At 62.7% G+C, this 17450-nt stretch carries 19 protein-coding genes; 5 read left to right on the forward strand and 14 right to left on the reverse strand.

Annotated features, from left to right (window positions below):
• Positions 1 to 30: 30 nt before the first annotated feature.
• The 4 genes from ACIOAU_RS09700 to ACIOAU_RS09715 all read right to left on the reverse strand — a co-directional run bounded on the left by ACIOAU_RS09700 (position 31) and on the right by ACIOAU_RS09715 (position 4211).
• On the reverse strand, positions 31 to 942 hold the full coding sequence (locus ACIOAU_RS09700) for an SdiA-regulated domain-containing protein (protein WP_101315379.1): 912 nt from the start codon (positions 940 to 942) through the stop codon (positions 31 to 33).
• A gap of 80 nt (positions 943 to 1022) precedes the next feature.
• Positions 1023 to 1946 (reverse strand): SdiA-regulated domain-containing protein, encoded by a 924-nt coding sequence (locus ACIOAU_RS09705; RefSeq protein ID WP_150573034.1) that lies wholly within the window; start codon positions 1944 to 1946, stop codon positions 1023 to 1025.
• A gap of 176 nt (positions 1947 to 2122) precedes the next feature.
• Complete coding sequence (locus tag ACIOAU_RS09710; protein WP_312389161.1) at positions 2123 to 2788, reverse strand: fumarylacetoacetate hydrolase family protein; 666 nt, start codon at positions 2786 to 2788, stop codon at positions 2123 to 2125.
• A gap of 25 nt (positions 2789 to 2813) precedes the next feature.
• Entirely contained in the window at positions 2814 to 4211 is a 1398-nt protein-coding gene (locus tag ACIOAU_RS09715) for an FAD-binding oxidoreductase (RefSeq protein WP_150573035.1), read from the reverse strand.
• A 170-nt stretch (positions 4212 to 4381) separates the two neighbouring features.
• Here ACIOAU_RS09715 and serA point away from each other — a divergent pair, with 170 nt between their 5' ends.
• A complete protein-coding gene (serA, locus tag ACIOAU_RS09720) occupies positions 4382 to 5611 on the forward strand; it encodes a phosphoglycerate dehydrogenase (RefSeq protein ID WP_101315371.1) in 1230 nt (409 codons plus the stop codon).
• Between the two features lie 123 nt (positions 5612 to 5734).
• Here the strand turns inward: serA and ACIOAU_RS09725 are convergent, their stop codons facing one another.
• Positions 5735 to 6211: a DUF4399 domain-containing protein gene (locus ACIOAU_RS09725; RefSeq protein ID WP_101315369.1), complete on the reverse strand. Its 477-nt coding sequence runs from the start codon at positions 6209 to 6211 to the stop codon at positions 5735 to 5737.
• Positions 6212 to 6436: 225 nt separating this feature from the next.
• Here ACIOAU_RS09725 and ACIOAU_RS09730 point away from each other — a divergent pair, with 225 nt between their 5' ends.
• Entirely contained in the window at positions 6437 to 6922 is a 486-nt protein-coding gene (locus ACIOAU_RS09730) for an ABC transporter substrate-binding protein (protein WP_101315367.1), read from the forward strand.
• Positions 6923 to 6937: 15 nt separating this feature from the next.
• Here the strand turns inward: ACIOAU_RS09730 and ACIOAU_RS09735 are convergent, their stop codons facing one another.
• Complete coding sequence (locus tag ACIOAU_RS09735) at positions 6938 to 7441, reverse strand: DUF523 domain-containing protein (protein WP_150573037.1); 504 nt, start codon at positions 7439 to 7441, stop codon at positions 6938 to 6940.
• Positions 7428 to 8051 carry a 2OG-Fe(II) oxygenase gene (locus tag ACIOAU_RS09740; RefSeq protein ID WP_101315362.1) on the reverse strand — a complete coding sequence of 208 codons (624 nt, stop codon included), beginning with the start codon at positions 8049 to 8051 and terminating at the stop codon, positions 7428 to 7430. Before ACIOAU_RS09740 ends, ACIOAU_RS09735 begins: the two co-directional genes overlap by 14 nt.
• A gap of 120 nt (positions 8052 to 8171) precedes the next feature.
• Between ACIOAU_RS09740 and ACIOAU_RS09745 the strand changes: the two genes are divergently transcribed.
• Positions 8172 to 8924 (forward strand): hypothetical protein, encoded by a 753-nt coding sequence (locus tag ACIOAU_RS09745; protein WP_401181616.1) that lies wholly within the window; start codon positions 8172 to 8174, stop codon positions 8922 to 8924.
• On the opposite strand, the gene ACIOAU_RS09750 is transcribed toward ACIOAU_RS09745, so the two are convergent.
• The gene (locus ACIOAU_RS09750; protein ID WP_150573039.1) at positions 8925 to 9848 is read right to left on the reverse strand and encodes an alpha/beta hydrolase; all 924 of its coding nucleotides are present in this window, start codon (positions 9846 to 9848) and stop codon (positions 8925 to 8927) included.
• Between the two features lie 117 nt (positions 9849 to 9965).
• On the opposite strand from ACIOAU_RS09750, the gene ACIOAU_RS09755 reads away from it, so the two are divergent.
• Positions 9966 to 10520 (forward strand): DUF6436 domain-containing protein, encoded by a 555-nt coding sequence (locus ACIOAU_RS09755; protein ID WP_401181619.1) that lies wholly within the window; start codon positions 9966 to 9968, stop codon positions 10518 to 10520.
• Here ACIOAU_RS09755 and ACIOAU_RS09760 read toward each other — a convergent pair.
• Complete coding sequence (locus tag ACIOAU_RS09760; protein ID WP_150573040.1) at positions 10499 to 11065, reverse strand: sugar O-acetyltransferase; 567 nt, start codon at positions 11063 to 11065, stop codon at positions 10499 to 10501. The genes ACIOAU_RS09755 and ACIOAU_RS09760 overlap by 22 nt on opposite strands.
• Positions 11066 to 11150: 85 nt before the next feature.
• Here ACIOAU_RS09760 and ACIOAU_RS09765 point away from each other — a divergent pair, with 85 nt between their 5' ends.
• The gene (locus tag ACIOAU_RS09765) at positions 11151 to 13514 is read left to right on the forward strand and encodes a penicillin acylase family protein (protein WP_401181623.1); all 2364 of its coding nucleotides are present in this window, start codon (positions 11151 to 11153) and stop codon (positions 13512 to 13514) included.
• Between the two features lie 67 nt (positions 13515 to 13581).
• Here the strand turns inward: ACIOAU_RS09765 and ACIOAU_RS09770 are convergent, their stop codons facing one another.
• From ACIOAU_RS09770 to ACIOAU_RS09790, 5 genes are all read right to left on the reverse strand, one after another.
• On the reverse strand, positions 13582 to 14367 hold the full coding sequence (locus tag ACIOAU_RS09770) for a MetQ/NlpA family ABC transporter substrate-binding protein (RefSeq protein ID WP_101315350.1): 786 nt from the start codon (positions 14365 to 14367) through the stop codon (positions 13582 to 13584).
• A 180-nt stretch (positions 14368 to 14547) separates the two neighbouring features.
• Positions 14548 to 15483, reverse strand: a complete 936-nt coding sequence (locus tag ACIOAU_RS09775; protein ID WP_401181626.1) for a sigma 54-interacting transcriptional regulator — start codon at positions 15481 to 15483, stop codon at positions 14548 to 14550.
• 63 nt (positions 15484 to 15546) lie between these two features.
• Positions 15547 to 16128, reverse strand: a complete 582-nt coding sequence (locus ACIOAU_RS09780; protein WP_401181629.1) for an alpha/beta hydrolase — start codon at positions 16126 to 16128, stop codon at positions 15547 to 15549.
• 179 nt (positions 16129 to 16307) lie between these two features.
• A complete protein-coding gene (locus ACIOAU_RS09785) occupies positions 16308 to 16709 on the reverse strand; it encodes a biopolymer transporter ExbD (RefSeq protein ID WP_101315343.1) in 402 nt (133 codons plus the stop codon).
• Between the two features lies 1 nt (position 16710).
• On the reverse strand, positions 16711 to 17439 hold the full coding sequence (locus ACIOAU_RS09790; protein WP_101315341.1) for a MotA/TolQ/ExbB proton channel family protein: 729 nt from the start codon (positions 17437 to 17439) through the stop codon (positions 16711 to 16713).
• Positions 17440 to 17450 lie beyond the last annotated feature (11 nt).

Raw genomic sequence — 17450 nt, forward strand, 5'->3', positions numbered from 1 at the left:
CCTGTTCAAGGTGGCCGTGGGCTGCGCTACTCAGTCAGCCGGCTGCTTGAACACGTAGAACAGGTTCGGCTCGCTGACCAGATAGATCGTCCCGGCATCATCCATGGCAATCCCCTCCGCCTGCGGCACCGTCTTCTGCAGGCCTTGCGAACCCTTGCGCAGCGACAGCGTACTCAGCGGTTTGCCCTTCACATCCAGCTCCACCACCAGCCTTGATTCATCCGACAGCGCCAGCAGATGGCCGCTGCGCTCATCGAACTGCAGGCTCGACAAGTCCTTCACGAACAACCGCGAATCGCGCTTGCGGTCCTGGTCGACCTGCACCGAATAAGGCTGTTCGGGATTATCGTGGGGGAAGCCGCGCACCTCATAAATCACCATCGGATCGCGCTCCTTGGCCACGAACAGGCGCTTGCCGGCCGAGTCGTAGGCCAGGCCCTCAAAGCCCTTGTTGCCGTTCAGGCCGATGCCCAGGCTGAGCTGCTCGGCGTCGTTGGCGTCGAGAAAGCGCGTGTTGTCATCCAGGCGCACCCGGATCAGCCGTTGCAGGCGCTCGTCGGTAATCACGTAGCTGTTGGGGCCAATGTACTCGACTGCCTCTGGATCACCGAAACCGGTCAACGGCACGCGGCGCAGAATGCGCCCGTCCAACGACAGTTCGATCAGCTCGGAGCGTTTGTTGGTGACGGTAAACAGGGTTTTACGATCAGGGTCGAAGGTCAGCGCCGATACATCGTCATCCAGGCCCTCGATGACCTGTCCTTCAAGCACCACCTGATAACGGTCCAGGCCGATGCTTTGCTCGGCCGGCTGCCACCAGGTCTTGAGGTTGAACCAGCCGCGCTCGAACAGTCGCGATTCATAACCCTTGACGCCGATCGCCAGTAACACGACAACAACTGACAGCAGCAACAGCACAGGCAAGCGGAGATAACGGCGCATGGAGGCAAACTCGGTGAATGGGAGGCAAAGCTAATCACGATCAGCTGAAGACAAGCTTAATGCCATCATTGCCTTTGCCGTTATTTCTTCTTGAAGCGGTAGAACAGATCCGGCTCGCTGACCATGTACAAGGTGCCGTGCTCATCCATGGCCACGCCTTCAGCGCGCGGGATACGGTCTTTGAGACCGTTGAAGCCACCGAGCAGGGTCATGAAGCTGACTTGCCCGCCGGTTTCATCCAGTTCCAGCAGCATGTTCGAATCAGCCGACAGCAGCAGTGTGTGACCGGTACGCGGGTCGATGCTCATGCCCGACAGGTTGCGCAGGTCGAGTTCATCGCTAGGCACTGGCTGTTTGGTACCTGCAAGCGGGCTGCGACCATCGGTGGCCCAGGTGAACAAGCGCGGTGGACGCTCCTCGCCGAACAGCAGACGCTGGCGCAGCGGGTCCCAGGCAACGGCTTCGAAACCCTTGTTCTGATTGGCTGACTCACCCAGGTCGTAGCTGCGAAAATCCTCACGCTTGAGCTCGCGGGTCTCAGGCCCGACCCTAACCAGGGTGAGCTCATGGTTGCGCTCATCGACAATGGCCAGATGGTCACCCTCAAGCACCGCCACGCCTTCCGGGTTCGACCAGCCATGCAACGGCATCTTGCGCAAGACGTCACCGTCCAGCGTCAGCTCGACCAGAAACGGGTTCTTGCCCATCACCGCAAACAGGGTTTTGGTCCGGGGGTTGTAGGCAAGGTCAGAGGCTTCGTCATCGTTCATGCCGGGCAGCACCTTGGCATCGATGTCGGCCGTGTAGTCCGGCAGCCAGATGCTTTCGCTGCGCTCGCCGGTGGTTTCGAAGCGCTCCTTGACCCAGAGCAGGCCACGGTCATCCCAGTGCATGGCGAACACCACGCCATAACCGATCACCGCCACGACACCCAGCAAAAAGGGCCAACGCAGGAACAGGCGTCGCTTGCGGGAAGGGGGAGTTGAAGCGCTGGATGACGTCATGGCAGGAGATTCCTGAGACAGCCGAGCAGGGTTTGGCCGCGGCGAATGGGCTTTCGGGTAGCCGCATTATCCAGATCGTTTGTGAAAAAAATGACAAGCCTTGCATAAACATCGCGCTGGCTCCCGCTCTGGGGATTTGCTCCACCATGGAGCCAGCGCGCTAGGCAAACAGCCCCTTAGAGCACCTTGCTCTCGAAGCGGCACACGCCAGGCAGTTCCAGCACCAGCTCGTCACCGGCCTCGAACGGGCCGACCCCAGCTGGGGTGCCAGTCAGGATCACATCACCGGCCTGCAGCGAGAACTGCGCGGCCATGTGCTGGATCATCGGCACGATCGGGTTGAGCATCAGCGCGCTGCTGCCGTCCTGGCGCACGACACCATTGATGGTCAGGCGTACCGGGATGTCGGTGAGGTCGTCGAATGCGCTGGCGGCCACGAACGGCGGCAGTACGCAGGCGCCATCAAAGCTCTTGCTCAGCTCCCACGGCAGGCCCTTTTCCTTGAGTTTGGCCTGTACGTCACGCAGGGTCAGGTCCAGCGCCGGGGCAAAACCGGAGATGGCGTCGAGCACTTCTTCTACCGATGGCTTGGCCGAAAGGGACTTGCCCAGCAGCACGGCGATTTCGGCTTCATAGTGCACCGCACCACGATCGCTCGGGATCTTGAAGCCGCCCGCCAGAGGCACCACGCAGCTGCCAGGCTTGATGAACAGCAGTGGCTCGCTCGGGATGGGGTTGTCCAGTTCCTTGGCGTGCTCGGCATAATTGCGCCCAATGCAGACCACTTTGCCCAGCGGGAAGTGGATGCGCGTGCCGTCTACATACTGGTGCTGGTAACTCATGGCCGATTCCTTGTGCTGGCTGCTTTTATTCAGGAGCGAAGATCTTACCCGGATTCATGATGCCGTTAGGGTCGAAAACGGCCTTGATTGCCTTCATGCAGGCGATTTCTTGCGCTGAGCGACTGTAACCGAGGTAGTCACGTTTGGTCATGCCGACGCCATGCTCGGCCGAGATCGAGCCGTTGTAGCGCTGGACGATCTCGAACACCCACTTGTTGACCCTGGCGCAGGAGGCGAAGAAATCGTCCTTGCTCATGTCAGCGGGCTTGAGAATGTTCAGGTGCAGGTTGCCGTCGCCGATATGGCCATACCAGACCACTTCATAGTCCGGGTAATGCTCGGCGACCACGGCATCGATCTCGCGCAGGAAGGCCGGCACCTTGGAAACGGTGACCGAGATGTCGTTCTTGTACGGCGTCCAGTGCGAGATGGTTTCGGAGATGTACTCGCGCAGCTTCCACAGGTTTTTCAGCTGGGTCTCGCTCTGGCTCATCACCCCATCCAGCACCCAGCCCTGCTCGACGCAGTGCTCGAAGGTAGCCAGGGCGTCATTGGCCACGTCCTCGTTGCTGGCTTCGAATTCCAGCAGTGCATAGAACGGGCAGGCGGTAGCGAACGGCGGCGGGACATCGCCGCGGCCCATGACCTTGGCCAGGGCCTTGTCGGAGAAGAATTCGAAGGCGGTCAGGTCCAACCGGCCCTGAAACGCGTGCAGCACCGGCATGATCGAGTCGAAATCAGCGGTGCCAAGAACCATCGCCGTGAGGTTGCGTGGCGCCCGGTCGAGGCGCATGGTCGCCTCGACGACAAACCCCAGGGTGCCCTCGGCACCGATGAACAGCTGGCGCAGGTCATAGCCGGTGGCGTTCTTGATCAGGTCCTTGTTCAGCTCGAGCAGCTCGCCCTTGCCAGTGACGACCTTGATGCCGGCCACCCAGTTGCGGGTCATGCCATAGCGGATCACCTTGATCCCGCCAGCATTGGTGCCGATGTTGCCGCCAATCTGGCTGGAGCCTGACGAAGCAAAGTCGACCGGATAATAAAGACCGCGCTCTTCGGCCAACTGCTGCAACTGACGAGTGATCACGCCAGGCTGGCAGACCACGGTGCGGTCGAACTCATTGAAGGCGAGCACCTGGTTCATGGCGTCGAAGGCCACCACCACTTCACCGTTGGCAGCGACGGCCCCGGCGGACAGGCCAGTGCGGCCACCGGAGGGCACCAGCGCAACTTGATGGCGATTGGCCCAGGCGACGATGGCCTGCACTTGTTCGATGGTCTTGGGCAGCACAATCGCGCTTGGCGCAGGCGGGTAATGCTTGGTCCAGTCCTTGCCGTATGCCTCCAGCGAAGCAGGGTCGGTAAGCACCTTGCCAGGGTCGACCAGGGTCAGCAGCTCTTCCATTACCGCAGGATGGGTCATCGCCGGAACTCTCGACTTATTCATAGTCACCCTGAGCACTCTTCACCTGTCGGTGGGAGCTCAGATTGTGTCGCGTATGCTAGCATAGCCCTCCCGCTGTTCGTGCTAAGGCCGACGCCGCGCCGCTTCACCTCCTCGCCATTATTTCTCCGGGATACAGGTTTACGCAGATGAGCAAGACTTCTCTCGACAAGAGCAAGATCCGGTTCCTTCTTCTTGAAGGTGTGCATCAGAACGCGGTCGATACCCTCAAGGCTGCCGGCTACACCAACATCGAGTATCTGACCGGTTCAATACCCGAAGCCGAGCTCAAGGAAAAGATCGCCGACGCGCACTTCATTGGTATCCGCTCGCGGACCCAACTGACCGAAGAAATCTTCGACTGCGCGAAGAAGCTGGTGGCGGTAGGTTGTTTCTGCATCGGCACCAACCAGGTCGACCTCGGCGCTGCTCGCGAGCGCGGCATTGCCGTGTTCAACGCGCCTTACTCGAACACCCGTTCGGTGGCCGAGCTGGTCCTGGCCGAAGCGATCCTGCTGCTGCGCGGCATCCCCGAGAAAAACGCTGCCTGCCACCGCGGCGGCTGGATCAAGAGCGCGGCCAACTCGTTCGAGATTCGCGGCAAGAAGCTCGGCATCGTCGGCTACGGCTCGATCGGCACCCAGCTGTCGGTATTGGCCGAAAGCGTCGGCATGCAGGTGTACTTCTACGACCCGCTGACCAAGCTGCCGCTGGGCAACGCCACGCAGGTGGCTAGCCTCAACGAACTGCTGGGTCTGGCTGACATCGTCTCCCTGCACGTCCCTGAGCTGCCATCGACCCAGTGGATGATCGGCGAGAAAGAAATCCGCGCGATGAAAAAGGGCTCGATCCTGATCAACGCCGCCCGCGGTACTGTGGTCGAGCTGGAAAGCCTGGCCAACGCGATCAAGGACAAGCACCTGATCGGCGCCGCCATCGACGTATTCCCGGTGGAGCCGCGCTCCAACGATGACGAGTTCGAAAGCCCGCTGCGTGGCCTGGACAACGTCATCCTCACCCCGCACATCGGTGGCTCGACTGCCGAAGCGCAGGCCAACATTGGCCTGGAAGTCGCCGAGAAGCTGGTCAAGTACAGCGACAACGGTACTTCGGTGTCGTCGGTCAACTTCCCGGAAGTGGCCCTGCCGGCCCACCCAGGCAAGCACCGCCTGCTGCACATCCACGAAAACATCCCGGGCGTGCTCAGCGAGATCAACAAGGTCTTCGCCGAAAACGGGATCAACATCTCCGGTCAGTTCCTGCAGACCGACGAGAAGGTTGGCTACGTGGTGATCGACGTCGATGCCGAGTATTCGGATCTGGCTCAGGAAAAACTGCAGCACGTGAAGGGCACTATCCGCTCGCGCGTACTGTTCTGAGCTTGATTGCAGGCTGAAGATATTGGGGCCGCGTTGCGGCCCTTCGCGGGTAACCCCGCTCCCACAGCAAACCTTGTGGGAGCGGGTTTACCCGCGAAGGGCCGCAACGCGGCCCCATTTACTTCACTTAACGGTAACGGTAATTTTCTGCGACTCAACGCTAGGCTTGAACGGCACATGATACTTGTCGCCCAGCACCAACTGCAGGGTGTGCTTGCCTGGTGTCAGGGTGATGGTCGCTTCAGTCTGCGCCTTGCCGAAATGCAGCACCTGCGGCCCAGCCGGCAGCGGCGCGTTGTTTTCCGGCATAAGGCTGGTCGGCAGCGGTGTATCGCTCAGTGGCTGCTTGTCGACATCTACCAGCAAGTGGTGGTGGCCGCTATGCGGAGTCTGGTCGCCAGCGGGTTTCAGCGCCATGCCTTCGATGGCAAATTTGACGGTAAAGGTCTTGTCGACCGTGGCACCATCCGCCGGGGAAACAATGAAGACCTTGGCATCCTTCGGCGGCTCCTGGCTTTGCAGGGCATCCGCTGCACTGGCCAGTACCGACGCCCCCATGAGCAGACCGGCAACGGCAGCACGCGAAAATAGGCTGTTCATTCACTTCTCCTGTGATTCACTTCATTGACCGCCGCCAGGTAACGATCGGCAGCGGAGCATCAACATAGTCCAAATGTGGCCCGAGGTGTCTGGGCCCGCTGTCACAAATAATTTATCAGCGGTTTAAACATTAGGAGAGACCCACGGTCATAGCCAGCGTTCGACCGCCACCACAAATAAAGCAGCGGCGAATGAAATTTACCTGCTGAACAAGAAGGGATACTCATGCGTTTGACCATTGGCGTACTGCTGACAGTACTGATCAGTCCGTTGGCCCAGGCCGAGCTGATAGACGAAATCAACGACCGGGGCGAACTGCGCATTGCCGTGCAAGCCGATACACCGCCTTATGCCTTCAAGCAGGACGAACACCTGGCGGGCTTCGATGTCGAGCTGGGCCAGGCCCTGGCCAAGGAGCTGGACCTGCGTGCCGAGTTCATCGAAACCCCCGCAGAACAAATATTGCCCGAGGTCGAGAGCGGCAAGAGCGATGTTGCCCTGAGCCAGCTGCGCGCTGCGCAGAAGGTCGACGCGGCACTGGATGTCAGCCAGCCGTTTGGCAGTGACAAGCTGGTGATCCCGTTCCAGAAAGACAACCCGGCCTTCGAGAGCGCAGTGAACAACGCCCTGCAGCGGATCAAGGATGACGGCAGGCTGGCGGACCTTGAAAAGAAATGGCTCAAGGGTGAGAGACCTACCGCCGGCCAGTAACCTGCTGATGACATCTCAGTGGTCGAGGGCTGCCAGCGCCTGCTGCGCCTCGGCCAACTGCAGCTCGCTGAACACCAGCACGCCTTCGCGGCGCAGCAGCGCAGTAGTCACGCCCTGCCCCGCCACTTTGACCCCGCTGAAGCTGCCGTCGTAGGTCAGTTGGTTACCGCAGGAGGGGCTGCCGGACTTGAGTACGGCGACCCGGATGCCGTGCCGACGCACCAGCGCCAGGGCGATCTGCGCACCCGCCAGAAACGCCGCACTGACGTCCTCGCCCGACACCGTAATCACCTGCGCCTGCCCGTCGAGCACCTGCGCGCCCTGCCCGCCGGGGATTTCTGCAGGTGGCCGCGGGGTCGGCAAGCCGCCAGCTACCTCCGGGCACAGCGCTACCACACGACCCTCGGCCTGCCAGCCTTGCAGCACGTCCGGATGGCCACTGGCACGCCCGTCGTAGCGCACCGGCTGGCCCAGCAGACACGCGCTGACCAAAACCGGCGACAATTCAGAACGGCTCATTGCCACGCCTACGGAACCAACCCGTCAACGACAAGCGCTCACGCCCGGCCGCCAGCACTTCGTGGGGCACGTCGCCGGACAGAAACACCACCAGTGTGCCCGCTGTCGGCGCTACGTCATGCACGCGCTGGTCATCGAGGAACATGCGCAACTCGCCGCCGTCGCCGGGCTGCCAGTCCTGATTGAGATAGATGACAGCCGACACGGCGCGGCGGTCGTCATCGCGAAAGCGGTCCAGATGGCGCCGATAGAACGCCCCCGGCGGATACAGGGCGAAATGGCATTCGTAATCTTCAAGGCCGATGAACAAGCCCTGATTGATTGCCTGACGCAGCGCGTCCATGGTGTCCAGGTAACGGTCGCAAGCGCTCGACTCGCCAGGCTCCAGCCAGCGGATGTGATCGCCACGGATCGCCTCGCGAACCTCTAGCGTGCCGCCACGGCCAACCCCGGCAGGGTTGAGCTGGCCGTCGCCGGCGCGCCGCCGGCATTCAGCGGCCAGCGCGCTGACCAGCTCGGCCGGCAAAAAGTCGGCCTGCTGCGACCAGCCCTGGCTGGCCAGGTCATCGACAATCGCGGACAGCTTGGAAACATCGGAAGTAATGTGCATGGCGCATCATAGCCATTCGCCCAGGCCCCCTCCAGCGCCACTTGGCTGACCGGCGTCATTGCGTCTCGACAAACTCCCACTGCGCCACGGACAATAGCGCACTGCCGACAGGAGTCCTGAATGCGCCGTTTGTTTTCCCTGCTGTTGCTGATGATCTGCACCATGCCTGTCTGGGCAGACAGCCTCGATCAGCTGTACAAGGCCGCCGGCTGGCCCGACCAGCGCGCCCATTTCAATGATGCCGTGAGTGCTGCCCAACAGCGCTACCGCAACAGCCTGCCGTCTGCGGTTTACCAGGCGCTGGTGAGCAACAGCAACCAACGCTTCCAGGCCCAGGCCATGGACCAGCGTGCACAAGCGCAGCTACGCAGCAAGCTGGCCAACCCGGCGCCAGCCTTGGCGTTCTTCAATTCGCCGTTGGGGCGCAAAGTGGTGGCCGCCGAGTTGCTCGCCACACGCAAGGACCAGTTGGCCAAGAACGCCAAAGGCCTGCCCAAGCTGCAGGTCAGCGACACCCGGCAACTGATCATGGGCCACCTGGCCCAGGCCCTGCCCGCGCGCGAAGCCGGCGCCGAAGTCAGCCTGGCGATCGCCGGCGTGGCTGCCGACAGCCTCAGCTCGATGATCCCAGGGCTGTTTGGTGGCGGTCAGGCGCAAGGGTTGCTCGACGGCCAGCGCCAGCGCCTGATGAACCAGATCGGCGAAGACCTCAACAACACCTTGCTCTACGTCTACCGCGAGCTCAGCGATGCCGAACTGGAAGAGTTCGCCAACTTCGCCGAGTCCGCCGACGGCCAGGCGTACTACCAGGCGGCACTGGCGGCAGTGCGTGCGGGGCTTGCGGTCGGCCAGAACGGCAATCAGCTCAAGTAATCAGCCCAGCCGCTGGCTGATGAAATCGAGGTAGCGCTGACGGGTTGCCGGCAGTTCATTGGCCAGATGATGGCGCGCCTCTGGCAGCAGCAGGATCTGCGGATCAGCGAACTTGGCCTTGAGCACCTTGAGGTTGTAACGCCAGTCGACCGTGCCATCCGCCTCGCCCTGCACGATCAACGGCCTGCGCGTGCTCGGCGGCGCCGCCTCGATCCGCTTGACCCAGCTCATCAGCGCACCTACCCAGGCAGTCGGCAAGCGCCGTGGTTGCAGCGGGTCGGCCTGCAGAAACGGCAGAAACGCCGGGTCGTTGCTGTTTTCGCTGAACTGGCGCTGGATGCCGTTGACGAAGTGGCGCAGCAACCGATAGCTGAGCTTGGACCAGTGCCACGCCCGCGGCCGCACCAGCGGTGCCAGCAGGATCAGCTCGCCATCGACCGGGCTGTGTTCGCCGGCATGCAGCACGTGATCGACCGCGATCGCGCCACCGGTGCTCTGCCCGCATAGATGCCACGGGCGTGGCAGCTCCAGCTCGCGGGCCTGGCCGAACAGCGCCACCAGTGTCTGCTGATAAAGCCCGAAGTCACTGATGCTGGCCCGCTCGCCACTGGACAGACCATGCCCGGGCAAATCACAGCTGACCACCGCAAAGCCCTTGCTCAGCGCCCACTCGATGACATGCCGGTACAGCCCCATATGGTCATAGTAGCCGTGCAGCACGAACAGCGTCGCCACCGGCTGCGGCGGCAGCCAGGCCTGGCCGACCAGCTCGAAACCGCCCGCCTCGAAGCTGCCGAGCAAACGCTGCACAGGCAGATCCAGGCCATAGAAGCGCTGGTACGCAAGCGCCTGGGCAGATAACGGCTGGCGGCTCGACAATGGCGCGAGGCCGCTGCGCAGGTCGACGTTGAAAGGAGCAGGCATCGGCAAAATCCGCGAACAAGTATTGATCTGGGATATTCAGCTCAAGCGCGGCGCATGGCAAGCTGGGCGCCCCTCCAACTCATTGCAAAAAGCGAGTACCGCAGCTGCGGCCCCCCCATGAAAAAGCTGTCGACCTTGGCCATCACCCTGCTCTGCGCCGCCGTGCTCTGGTGGGCTTACGACAGTTTCCAGTCACGTTACCTGCGCCCGTTCGCCAATCAGGCCACGCTGTTCGATGGTAGCCAGTTGCGCCTGCCCGCCGAGCTTGCCGGCCCCGGGGCGATCCGTGTGGTGCATTTCTGGGACCCGGCCTGCCCGTGCAACGTCGGCAACCAGCAACATCTGGGCGAACTGGTCGAACAGTTCACGCCGCAGGGAGTGAGTTTCTATCTGCTGCAAAAGCCCGCCAGCCATGGCGCGCTGCCGGCCAACCTGGCCGCGCTCAAGGTCCTGAGCGAGATGCCCGGCAGTGCCAGCCTGCCCGCCAGCCCTGCGGTGGCGATCTGGGATCGCGAGGGCCGACTGGCCTACTTCGGCCCGTACAGCGAAGGCGCCGTGTGCAACTCAAGCAACAGCTTCATCGAGCCGATCCTCAAGGCCTTGCTCGAGAACCGCAATGTCAGCGCCTCCAACACCCTCGCGGTCGGCTGTTACTGCCCTTGGGCTGACTGACGCTCGCGGGCCGGATTGCCCACCACAACCGCACCGGCGGCGACATCGCGGGTAACCACGCTACCAGCACCAATCACCGCGTCATCACCGATGGTGACCCCCGGCAGAATGATCGCACCGCCACCGATCCAGACGTTGTTGCCGATGTGCACCGGGCGCCCGCTTTCCAGGCCGGTGCGGCGCACGTCCGGGTCGAGCGGATGATCGGCGGTGTAGATCTGCACCGACGGCGCGATCTGGCAGTCGTGGCCAATGTGTACCGGCAGCACGTCGAGGATCACGCAGCTGAAGTTGATGAAGGTGTTGGCGCCGATACTGATGTTGTAGCCATAGTCGCAGTAGAACGGCGGGCGGATGATCACGCCCTCGCCGACTGCGGCAAGATGCTCGGCCAGCAATGTATGGCGGCTGAGCTTGAGCTGCTCGTCGCTGCCGTTGTAGCGGTCCATCCACTGCTTGTTGCTGCGTTGCTCAGCCTGCAACTCGGGGCAGCCTGCGTGATAGAGCTGGCCGCTGAGCATCTTCTGTTTTTCGCTGAGGGACATGCAGACTCCTTTGGGGGCTATGCTGGTGGCGCGATTCGGTCAATGATCTGACAACCGTTTGCGTTGATATGCACAAGGAGTTCTGATGAAACGCAGCTTGTCCGTGCTGGTCGTGGTGATTGCCGTGGCCGCTGCCGGCGGTTACTGGTATGTCCACAGCAAGCAGCCCCAACGCCACGGCGAACTGAGCCTGCGCGGCCTGCAAGCGCCGGTCAACGTGCGCTACGACGAGCGCGGCGTGCCGCACATCCAGGCGCAGAGCGAAGCCGACCTGTACCGCGCGCTGGGCTATGTGCACGCCCAGGACCGGCTGTTCCAAATGGAGATCATGCGCCGCCTGGCCCGTGGCGAGCTGGCCGAAGTGCTCGGCAGCAAGCTGGTCGCCACCGATACCCTGTTCCGCAGCCTGCGCATCCGCGAGCAGGCCACCCGCATGGTCCAGCGTCAGGATCGCCAAGGCCCCGCCTGGCAAGGTTTGCAGGCCTATCTGGATGGGGTCAACCAATGGCAGGCCAGCCACCCCAAGCCGGTCGAGTTCGACCTGCTCGGTATCACCCCACGCCCCTTCAGCGCCGAAGACACCCTGAGCATCGCCGGGTATCTGGCCTACAGCTTCGCCGCCGCGTTTCGCACTGAACCGGCGCTGACCTATATCCGTGATCAGCTTGGCGCCGATTACCTGAACATCTTCGACCTGGAATGGCAGCCAGAAGGCGCCCTCGCCCCGCGCCTGGCAGCCGTCGACTGGCGCAGCCTCGAGCAACTGGCCAGCGCCAGCCAGGATGCTCTGGCCGCCGCCGGTCTGCCGCAGTTCGAGGGCAGCAATGCCTGGGCAGTTTCAGCCAGCCGCACCCGTAGCGGCCGCCCGCTGCTGGCCGGCGACCCACATATCGGCTTTGCCGTGCCGGCGGTGTGGTATGAGGCCGAGCTGGCGGCGCCGGGTTTTGAGTTGTATGGCTACTTCCAGGCACTCAACCCGTTTGCCCTGCTCGGCCACAACCGCGATTTCGGCTGGAGCCTGACCATGTTCCAGAACGACGACGTCGACCTGATTGCCGAGCGCAGCAACCCGGCCAATCCCGAACAGGTGATGATCGACGGCCAGTGGCAAACCCTGCAGCGCAGCCAGCAGCAGATCGCGGTCAAGGACGCAGCGCCGGTCGAGATCACCCTGCGCAGCTCGTCCCACGGGCCGATCGTCAACAGCGTGCTCGGCGAAACGGCGGGACCCACGCCGATTGCCATGTGGTGGGCGTTTCTGCAAACCGAAAACCCGATTCTTGAAGGCTTCTACCAGCTCAACCGCGCCGACAGCCTGAACAAGATGCGCCTGGCGGCGGTGAAGATTCAGTCGCCCGGGCTGAACCTGGTGTGGGCCAATGCCGCTGGCGACATCGGCTGGTGGGCCGCGGCGCAGTTGCCAATCCGCCCGGAGGGGGTCAACCCGGCGTTCATCCTCGACGGCAGCAGCAGCCAGGCAGACAAGCTTGGCTTCTACCCCTTCAACCTCAACCCGCAGCAGGAAAATCCAGCCAGCGGTTACATCGTCTCGGCCAACTTTCAGCCACAGGCCTCGATCCCGGTGCCGGGTTACTACAACCTTGCCGACCGCGGCCGCCAGCTTGATCGGCAACTGGCCAACCCGCAGATCAAGTGGGACACAGACAACAGCCAGGCGCTGCAACTGGACACCGCCAGCGACTACGGCCCACGCCTGCTCGCGCCATTGCTGGCGACCCTGCGCGAAGCTGCCGAGGGCGTGCAGGAGCAGGAGCTGGTCGAGCAGCTCGCTGCGTGGCGCGGTGACTACCCGCTGGATTCGACCAGCGCGACCCTGTTCAACCAGTTTCTGTACGAGTTGGCCCATGCCGCACTGCATGATGAGCTGGGCGATACCTGGTTCACGATGCTGCTCAACACCCGCGCCATCGATGCCGCCCTTCCCCGCCTTGCAGCTGATCCGCAATCACCCTGGTGGAGCCAGCGCGGGGCCAGTCAACCGGCAGGGCGCAGTGCGGTGGTGCGCGAGGCCTGGCACAAGACGTTGGCCCACCTTGGCGAAACCTTTGGCGCCGACCCGGCCAACTGGCAATGGGGCAAGGCACATACCCTGACCCATAACCATCCGCTGGGCGTGCAGAAGCCGCTCAACCTGCTGTTCAACGTCGGCCCGTTTGCCGCGCCGGGCACCCACGAGGCGCCGAACAACCTCTCGGCCAAGATCGGCCCCGCGCCATGGCCTGTGACCTATGGGCCTTCGACCCGGCGAATCATCGACTTCGCCGACCCCGCCCAGGCATTGAGCATCAACCCGCTCGGCCAGAGCGGCGTGCCGTTCGACCGGCACTATCGCGATCAGGCCGAGGACTACATCGAAGGCCGTTATCAGCGGGCGCAGCTGGGCGTGATCCCGGCGCGCAGTACCTTGCGCCTGCTGCCTGCCGAATAGCCTTTCGCAGAAACAAAAACGCCGACGCAAATGCGTCGGCGTTTTTTTCAGGGCAGTCAGCGTGCAATCAGAACGCTGGCAGTACCGCACCGCTGTATTTCTTGGCGATGAAGGCTTTCACTTCCGGGCTGGTCAGCGCTTTGGCCAGTTTCTGCATGGCATCGCTGTCCTTGTTGTCCGGGCGAGCCACCAGGAAGTTGACGTACGGCGAGTCGCTACCTTCGATGATCAAGGCGTCCTTGGCCGGGTTCAGACCTGCTTCTAGGGCGTAGTTGGTGTTGATCATGTCCAGGTCAACCTGGTCCAGCACGCGCGCCAGCATGGCCGATTCAAGTTCCTTGAACTTGAGGTTCTTTGGGTTCTCGGCGATGTCTTTCGGCGTGGCCAGGGCGTTTTTCGGGTCTTTCAGGGTGATCAGGCCAGCCTTCTGCAGCAGGATCAGGGCGCGGCCGCTGTTGCTGCCCTCGTTGGGGATGGCAACGGTAGCGCCGTCTTTCAGCTCGCTGAGGTTCTTGATCTTCTTCGAGTAGCCGCCGAAGGGTTCAACGTGGACACCGATCACGGTGACCAGGTTGGTGCCTTTACCTTCGTTGAAGCTCTTCAGGTACGGCAGGGTCTGGAAGTAGTTGGCATCCAGGCGCTTCTGATCGACCTGCACGTTCGGTTGCACGTAGTCGGTGAAGACCTTGATCTCCAAATCGACACCTTCCTTGGCCAGGGTCGGCTTGATCAGTTCGAGGATCTCGGCATGCGGCACCGGGGTTGCAGCGACTACCAGTTTCTCGGCCGCATGGGCAACGCCAGTCAGCGCCAGGGCAGCAGCCAGGGCCGCAGTCAGCAGGGATTTCTTCATGGTGATCCTTAAGTAAGCTGAGCCATCGGCGACGGCAATATGGGGTGCCCGGCGCAAGCTGCGCTGGGCGTGAAGCGGACGATACCGGGATTTTATATTCCGGAACAATATCTTTTGATTAGCTGCTTATATCAAAAAGAATTGGCCATCATCGACTTCGCTTATTAGCCGCATGATCGACTATTTGAGTGCCGCCAATGCTGACTCGAGCAACTGGCGCAGGGCTGCGCTGGTGTGCGGCTCCCGGCTATGACCGAGCTGGCTCAGTCGCGCCGCCAGGCTGGCCAGCGGTGCGCTGTCGGGCAGGTCGAGTTGCTCGGCGAGGATCTCGTCGCCATCGCTCACCAGCAGGGCGAAATGGATGACGTTTTCCAGCTCGCGGGTATTGCCCGGCCAGGTATGCGCCTCCAGCGCTTGCTGGGCCAGGTCGCTGATCAGTGGCACCGGCCGCTCCAGCCGGGCGCTGTAGATGCCGACGAAGTACTCGGCCAACGGCAGGATATCGCCTACCCGCTCACGCAGTGCCGGCAGTTCCAGCTCGCCCTCGTGCAGGTACAGGTAGAGCCGCTCGTTGAAGCGCCCTGCCGCCACGGCCAGGGCCAGGTCAATGCTCGAAGCGGCAACCAGGCGCACGTCGACCGGCTGCGGCTGCTGCGCACCGACCCGGGTTACTTCACGGTTTTCCAGCGCGGCGAGCAACTTGGCCTGAATCGCCAACGGCAGGTCGGCAATCTCATCCAGGTACAGCGTGCCGCCATTGGCCGAACCAAACCAACCGGTCCGGCTGCTGGCGGTGCCGCCGTGGCTGCCGGCGCTGTAGCCGAACAGCTCGGCATCGGCGTAGGTATGGCTGATGGCGGCGCAGTTGACCGAAACGAACAGGCCGGCGCGGTCGCTGGCGCGATGGATCTGCCGCGCCAGCAGCTCCTTGCCGGTGCCGGTTTCGCCACGGATCAGCACCGGCAGCGGCTGCACTGCCAGACGCTCCAGGTCTCGGCGCAGCTGCTGCGAGCGCGGGTCGATAAACACCAGCGCCTTGGCGCGAATGCTCAGCGGGCTTTTATCCAGCTCGGGGAAGGTCAGCAGCGGCTGGCCGAAAGGGGCGTGCAAGGTCATGACAAACTCCCGCCGGGCCATCAGCAGCCGGGCGTCTCAGGCATTCTGTGGATAACTGCCGGGTCAGGCGCGCCGTAGCGTGCGCTGCTCGATCCGGCTTTGCAGGCGGTACAGGTAGGCAAAGCCCTGCTCCCAGCGCTCATGCCCGGACTTGACGTTGATATGCCCGGCATTGGCCAACAGGCCCGCCTCGGCCGCCCATTCCTGGGCCAGATACAGCGCCCGCGGCACGCTCACCGCTGGGTCGTTGTCCGAGCTCACTACTTGGCTGGCAAACGGCAACGCCTGCAGCGGGATCGGCGCGAAGTTGCGCAGCGCCGGCGCGCAGGTTGGCCGTTCGACATCCGCCGGTGCCACCAGCAAGGCGCCACGTACCCGTGCGAGCAAGGCCGGGCTGGCCGCAGCGGCCCAATGGGCAACGGTGATGCAGCCCAGGCTGTGGGCAATCAGGATTACCGGCGTACGGTCGGCGGCAATCGCCTGCTCCAGCGCCTGCACCCAATCGCGCCGCTGCGGCGTCAGCCAGTCGGCCTGCTCGACCCGAGCGCTGTTGGGCAGGCTGCGCTGCCAGTGGCTTTGCCAATGATTGTCTGGCGATCCTTGCCAGCCCGGCACAATCAGGTAACGAATTGACTCATTGCGCATGGGGACGCCTCCAGGAAGTTTGCGTGCTTGTTGACCAGTATAGGGAGCGGGATATATCCGTAAAGGAATAAGAAGCTATGTATTTATAACCAACTTACGTTCCGCAAATAAAAAAAGGGCCACCCCCCTGCCAAGAGGTATGGCCCTGAAGCACTTGCCTGAAGAGGGTACGACGGGCTCTAGCGTGCGGTTATCACCGCCAGCTTGGTGATCCCGGCGCGTTCGATGGCCGCCATGGCGCGGGCTACTTCACCGTAATTGACGCCATCGTCGGCCTGCAGCTGCACTCGCACCTCGGCGTCCTTGAGCTTGGCCGCCTTGAGGTTGCTTTCGAGCAGGTCTGGCTGGATCTCGTCCTTGTTGATGAACAGCTTGCCGCCACCATCGATGCTGACCACCAGCGGGTCTTTCTGCTCGACCGGGGCCACGGCTTCGGTCTTGGGCAGGTTGATCGGTATGGCGTTGGTCAGCAGCGGTGCGGTGACGATGAACACCACCAGCAGCACCAGCATGACGTCGACCAGTGGCGTGACGTTGATTTCACTGAGGACTTCGTCATTGTCCTGGGTTGAAAAGGCCATATCAGGACGCCTCTTTCACGGGCTGGGTGAAGCCGGCCTGAGGCTTGTGTGCAGTCGGGTGGACCAGCACGCGGAAGGCGCTCTTCTGGGCCAGGCTGTAGAAGTCATGGGCAAAGTCATCGAGGTCGGCAGCGGTCAGCTTGAGCCGGCGCAGGAAGTAGTTGTAGACCAGCACCGCCGGCACCGCGACGGCAATACCAACGCCGGTTGCAACCAGTGCCGCACCGATCGGCCCGGCCACGGTTTCGAGGCTGGCCGAACCTGCCGCACTGATGCCCTTGAGCGCTTCCATGATGCCCCACACGGTGCCGAACAGGCCGATGAAGGGCGAGGTGCTGCCGATACTGGCGACTACAGCAAGGCCGGTTTCCAGCGAGCGCCGCTCACGCACGATCTGCTGGCGCAGGGCACGTTCGAGGCGGTCCTGATGGTTGATCGACTGGCTAAGGTCGCTGGCATGGCCAGGCTCACCCACGGCGATGGCGGCGTACCCGGACTGCGCCACGCGGGCCGCCGGGCCTGGCAGTTCGTGGCTGAGCTCGGCCGCCGAGTCGAGGCTGGAGGCAGCCCAGAACTGCTTGTGAAAGCGTTTGTCCTGGTTCTTCAGGCGCACGAACTGTACGGCCTTGATCAGCGCCAGGCCCCAGGTGGCGACAGAGAACACAACCAGCAGCCAGATCACGGCTACTTCAACGGACTCGAGGGGAGATGCGGATGCCAGCAGGCTCATGATGAAGTCTT

Source organism: Pseudomonas sp. NPDC088322, from assembly GCF_044740745.1.
GTDB classification, from domain to species: domain Bacteria; phylum Pseudomonadota; class Gammaproteobacteria; order Pseudomonadales; family Pseudomonadaceae; genus Aquipseudomonas; species Aquipseudomonas shirazensis.